This is a genomic window from Vibrio sp. S9_S30, assembly GCF_014694455.1.
In the GTDB taxonomy this organism is placed as follows: domain Bacteria; phylum Pseudomonadota; class Gammaproteobacteria; order Enterobacterales; family Vibrionaceae; genus Vibrio.
Genome location: NZ_JAAUWT010000048.1, coordinates 1 through 5,302, shown reverse-complemented (window position 1 = coordinate 5,302; position 5,302 = coordinate 1). Strand labels below are relative to the sequence as shown.

2 protein-coding genes and 5 tRNA genes are annotated in these 5,302 nt (G+C 42.4%); all 7 read right to left on the bottom strand.

Annotation, left to right across the window (positions count from 1 at the left end; all coding sequences use genetic code 11):
• Positions 1-563 precede the first annotated feature (563 nt).
• The 7 genes from HC752_RS23445 to HC752_RS23415 all read right to left on the bottom strand — a co-directional run bounded on the left by HC752_RS23445 (position 564) and on the right by HC752_RS23415 (position 4,491).
• Entirely contained in the window at positions 564-1,814 is a 1,251-nt protein-coding gene (locus HC752_RS23445; RefSeq protein WP_190337608.1) for a DUF1835 domain-containing protein, read from the bottom strand.
• 281 nt (positions 1,815-2,095) lie between these two features.
• Positions 2,096-2,171: transfer RNA gene (locus HC752_RS23440), tRNA-Asn, on the bottom strand.
• Positions 2,172-2,197: 26 nt separating this feature from the next.
• Positions 2,198-2,273, bottom strand: a tRNA-Thr gene (locus HC752_RS23435).
• Positions 2,274-2,310: 37 nt separating this feature from the next.
• A tRNA-Asn gene (locus tag HC752_RS23430) sits at positions 2,311-2,386 on the bottom strand.
• A gap of 26 nt (positions 2,387-2,412) precedes the next feature.
• Positions 2,413-2,488, bottom strand: a tRNA-Thr gene (locus HC752_RS23425).
• Positions 2,489-2,536: 48 nt separating this feature from the next.
• Positions 2,537-2,612 (bottom strand) — tRNA-Phe (locus HC752_RS23420).
• A 253-nt stretch (positions 2,613-2,865) separates the two neighbouring features.
• A complete protein-coding gene (locus tag HC752_RS23415; RefSeq protein ID WP_190337607.1) occupies positions 2,866-4,491 on the bottom strand; it encodes a methyl-accepting chemotaxis protein in 1,626 nt (541 codons plus the stop codon).
• Positions 4,492-5,302: the final 811 nt, after the last annotated feature.

Here is a 5,302-nt window from a genome sequence, read left to right as displayed (position 1 = left end):
TATCCTCTACGACTACATGATCAAGTGCATGAAGGAGTTGGCGAAAGCTGAGCCTGATATCGATGCACTGCTGCCATGGAACTTCAAGCATTAGTTATGTCGCCCCGTGAGTTCATGGGGCGCTTACGGTTTGTTACGCTTAAGAGTGATATATTCGATCTTCGGCTGAATAAATCCAAGTCCTACCTAGTTCTCCACTTTACTATTCTGACTACCAACATGAGTCAATAAAGGTTATTCCTTTTTCGATACAGGTGCTTTAAAACTCAATGACTCTGATATCAAAGTATTTACTAACAAAAAGTAACCTATTGGGACGAGGATTTAGCTGTGAGCTCTTGAATATGTTAAAGAGAGCAAATCATCAAAGTTCTTATGGCTGGTGAGAATGATATGGCATTCCGTGTGTCATGAAAGAGCTGCAGCTTCCCTATATAGGAAGGCATTAAGCCTTCCATACCAGGCTAAAGATCGTTTCTAGAGCTGAACTATGGTTTCGGTATCTTTAAAGGGGGGAAGATGTTCTGGATAAAGATCGTATGGAGCCTTACCCAGAAGGGCTCCTAAGAAAAGGTGATCTCGTTCATCGTGGAGAGATCTTTATGATCCCATGTCCAATATTCACTGCTGCCGATTTGTATGCCTCCAATCCATTTATTTTCAACGGTGGATACAGACTTAAAGTCATCATGGCACAATTCAATGGTAGTGCTTTGCCACCCGCTTTTATCTAATCCTCTTGCATAAATAATAGGGGTTTCACCTAGAGTTAGGGGTTTGATCACTGCCCAGTACATCAGGTCAGCAAGGAAGACTAGCGGTTCTGCCTCCATATAGCGTTTGAAAAGCGTGTTGAAATCCAGTGCTTTTTTATTCTCTTTGAGTAACTGAATCGTGAGTTCTTGTGTGAGCCCTAGCCTTGAGGTTGAATGTGGTAATTCTTGTAAGTGCCTGAAGATAACGCGTTTGATGTTGGGGAATAGCGATTCATCAATATGGCTGTACTGCTCTATGAGTTTCTTAGGTGTCGGAGAGCAAAATGCCGCCCATAGACTTTTTGCAGCGGTAATATGATCAATAGTCAGTTCTTTACGTGTGTCCCAAAGAACTCTTAATGCTTCGGAAGGAAGCTGTCCTAAACCAATGAAACACTCCCTCCCTGGAAACTTATCGATTTCAATCAACTCAACACGGTCAAGGTTCTGATAAGAAAGCAGGGCAAGAGTGCGAATGAGCATGATCTGGTCGTAGTTGTCGTGCTCTACCCATAGTACGATTCTCTGATACTTACTTTCCAGTAATTGGTTGGAATCTCTTATGCTGTCTTTCTGGATGTGCTCTATGGATTTGTTGACCCCTTCCATTTCTAAAATAAGGTTATGGTAAATAAACTCAGAACGTAGAGTAAGTAAATTTTGCTCATTTTTTACCAAGGGACCAATACAAAAAGGGTCTATGTAAGGAAGAAAATCTCCAATGAATCCGGACTTTTTGAGTGTTCCTTGAATATCATGACCACAACGAACATGCAGTGTGTGAAGATCGTCTAGTGGGATAAGGACATTATCAGGTTGGTTTCTGTTGCTTTCTAATAACTCAACATGATGTTTGAGCTTAGCCCAGCTAGAGAGTCCAAGTTCACGTGAGATTGCGAGTTGTATGTCTGACAGCTTCACGTTTTCTGCTTTATGAGTATTGATAAAATGATGTTCATTGAGCCAGATTAGATCGATTTGAGAGCCTGATTTAATGGCTTTAAGGCGTGTTTTGGCTTGTTTCTTTAGGTACGAAAGGTTTAGCGAAAAAGGGTTCATACATTCACCGTCTCATTGCTTCTGTACTCGCTTTTCAGAAGAGAAGGTAAACCGAATTGTGGTTCCCATATGGGTAATACTTTAATGCCTTGAGTATCACTCTTTCCGCGAGTAGGTGGCGTAGGTGGCGCGCACAGGAAAATATATAATGAATTAGGCGGGAATGAAAGGAGTTGTGACGGAAATGCACTAGGCAGGGTGAGTGAGGTGTTTATTTGCTATGAATTACTTACGTATCTAGAACGAAAAAAGCCAAGTCTTCTGACTTGGCTTCTTAAATTTGGCTCCCCCTGCGGGACTCGAACCTGCGACATACGGATTAACAGTCCGCCGTTCTACCAACTGAACTAAGGGGGAATCGATTGTTTTAACTCTATCAAGAGTGGTGCCGACTACCGGAATCGAACTGGTGACCTACTGATTACAAGTCAGTTGCTCTACCTACTGAGCTAAGTCGGCTCTGGTGAATTCAGGATAGAACCTAAATTCTTAAAAGTGGCTCCCCCTGCGGGACTCGAACCTGCGACATACGGATTAACAGTCCGCCGTTCTACCAACTGAACTAAGGGGGAATTGATTGTTTTAACTCTATCAAGAGTGGTGCCGACTACCGGAATCGAACTGGTGACCTACTGATTACAAGTCAGTTGCTCTACCTACTGAGCTAAGTCGGCGTATTTTATTTATCAGTTATTCGTGCAAGCACCAACAACATAAAATTGTGGTGCCCGGAGGCGGAATCGAACCACCGACACGAGGATTTTCAATCCTCTGCTCTACCGACTGAGCTATCCGGGCAACGGGGTGTATTAAAAGGCTTTTCGGCTTAGAGGTCAATACAAAAATGTAAAAAAACTATCGTTTGATGTTTTTCTGTACTTAGTGGCACGTTTTTAAGCATTAGAGATGGAAATGCCATCATTTATAAGGCGGTTTACCTCAAAAGAATCAGAATATTGCGACGAAAAGGATGATCTCACCATAGACCTTGATGATAAAAAAGGCTAAGAGTGACAATAACACTCTTAGCCTTGTGTATTACCCTAATTAATTATTTTTGCACGGTAAACTTATTGACCCAAGTTTCAAGCTCATTGGAAAGAGAAGACAGAGTTTGCGTGCTGTTATGACTTTCTGAAACGACATTACTTAGCTGATTACCGCTTTCTTCAATCATGTTGATTCGTTGTGATATGTCGTCACCAACCTGAGTTTGTTCTGCTGCAGCCGTCGCAATTTGATGACTCATTGACGTGATGGACTCAAGAGCCTCAACAATGTGTTGCAATGCTTCGGATGCGTTTCTCGACTCTACAACCGTATTTTGACTGGTTTCAGCACATACACTGATTGTATTGATGGCATTGCGCGACCCTTCTTGCAGATTAGAAATCATCTGTTGAATTTCTTTGGTGCTACCTTGAGTTCTGCCTGCTAGATTTCTAACTTCATCTGCGACGACTGCAAATCCTCTGCCTTGCTCTCCAGCACGAGCGGCTTCAATTGCGGCATTCAGTGCCAGTAGGTTTGTCTGCTCGGCGATATCACCAATCACATCCAGTACCTTTGCAATATTGTTTACGTCATTGTCTAGATCCGACACCGCTTGGCTTGCTGTATTCAATTGGGTCGCTAAACCTTCGATGTTACCTACAGTGCTGTGTATTAGCTGCTGTGTAAGTTGGCTTTGTTTATCGGCTTCATCAGTGTTGGCAGCGGTATCTCTTGCCGAATCAGCGACATTGTTTGCAGAAGAAGCCATTTCCGTCATTGCTGTTGCAATCATTTCTGTAGACTGTTGTTGCGTGTCGGTTAATTCTGCAATAACCCCCGCGCGTGATTCGACATCGGAAAGCTCTTGTCTTAGCGCAACCATTGATTTTTCTAAGTTACTAACAAGTTGTGCAAGTGAACGGCTCATCTGCTGCACAGCGTGATAGATGCTGCCTTCCTCTGCTTCTTCACTGAAGTTTGCTTGAATGTTACCAGCAGCTACGGCTTGAACGGCTTTACGAACGGCTTGAGGTTCACCACCTAGCAATGAGATCATCCGACGAATGGCAAGTAGAAGAATGATAAAGATAGTGCCACCAATGAAAACACACAGGGTGAGCTGCCATTTTGCGGTAGACCAGAATCGCTCATTCACTTCATTGAATCCGATCCCTGTACCCACGTACCAGCCCCACACTTGAGATTTTTCAGCAATAGACAGTTTTTCTTCAATCGAGCCATCGGCTTGCTTTTGTGTCCAAACGTATTCCGCCATACCATTCGGATTGTTTGCTACAGCTTGCTGAAGAATGCTGCCGACACTGCCACCGTTTCCGTCCTTAAAATCATGGAAGCTGGTTCCATGAAGCTGGGGATCCAAAGGTGTTGCTACAAAATTGAGGTTTTCATCCGCAACATAAACATACTCATTGTCTTTATAAATATTGTTTCGAAGAATGCGAGTCGCGATTGTTTTTGCTTGCTCTTCAGTTAGGGTTCCATCCTGCGCCATTTTTTCCATCTCGCCCAAAATACTGTACGTACTTTTGAACAGTTCTGTTACACGAGACTTGTTATCTAGGTTACTGGCAACACGCAGTGTCCATAAACCTGTAGCGGTCAATGCTAGCAGCGAAATCAGTATGATCGCCGAAAGCAAATAAGATTGAGTTTTTAATTTCATGGTGTCCCCTCGGCAATTTTGCCCAATTAAAGTCAGCCGAAACCAAGTGTCGGATTCCTGCCTGCTGCTTTATATCGGCATATTAGGGCAGAGTTTAATATTTTTATAATGCTTAAATATCAAAGTATGAGTTGGATTAAATTTTCGGCTCGAAATAATTGACATCCAAGTAAGTAATTAATCGAGATTTCGTGCGGAGGTGCGTAATATCGAATGCATAAATAGTCAGTTGGATATTCCTCTAGCCAAGTTTAAATCATAGAATTCGTTATCCTATTTTGTTTGATTAATTAATAACGGGAATGAATTAATTTTAAATATTTGGATGGGTATCAATAAAACCATCCTTAGGTAGAAGCAAGGTCTCAATTATTAGATGACTTGCTTTTTGTTGATTACATCTCAGGGGAACACGAAGGGACATGAGATCTTGTGGAGTTTCTGTGTTTTTCGAAATTAGCAAAGCTCGCTGTTGAGACGATAGCATGTTGGTTCTCTATTTTATCTGGATGAGTGTTTTGATGCGTAATATTTTTAGTTATCACAAATGCGAAGTTTTCAGATTGGCGGTTTAGATGCGGAGTCCACTGACAAGACTCAACAGGATCACTGAGAATCTGATACCGCATATAGGCGTTGTGAGCACATAGGAATGGTGAAAACGGAAAAAGCCAAGTCTTTCGACTTAATGCCGCTCGCTTAACAGCGTGCGGCTCTTTTCTTATGTGGATACCGGGGAGCCTTATACAGAACAACCCGAGGAAAAGGCTTCCTCTTTCTTTTCTTGGGTAAAATGAGTCGCTTACCACTT

Excerpts from the sequence above, each read along its gene's own strand:
- HC752_RS23415 (WP_190337607.1), bottom strand. The coding sequence starts at position 4,491 with ATGAAATTAAAAACTCAATCTTATTTGCTTTCGGCGATCATACTGATT.
- HC752_RS23445 (WP_190337608.1), bottom strand. The coding sequence starts at position 1,814 with ATGAACCCTTTTTCGCTAAACCTTTCGTACCTAAAGAAACAAGCCAAA.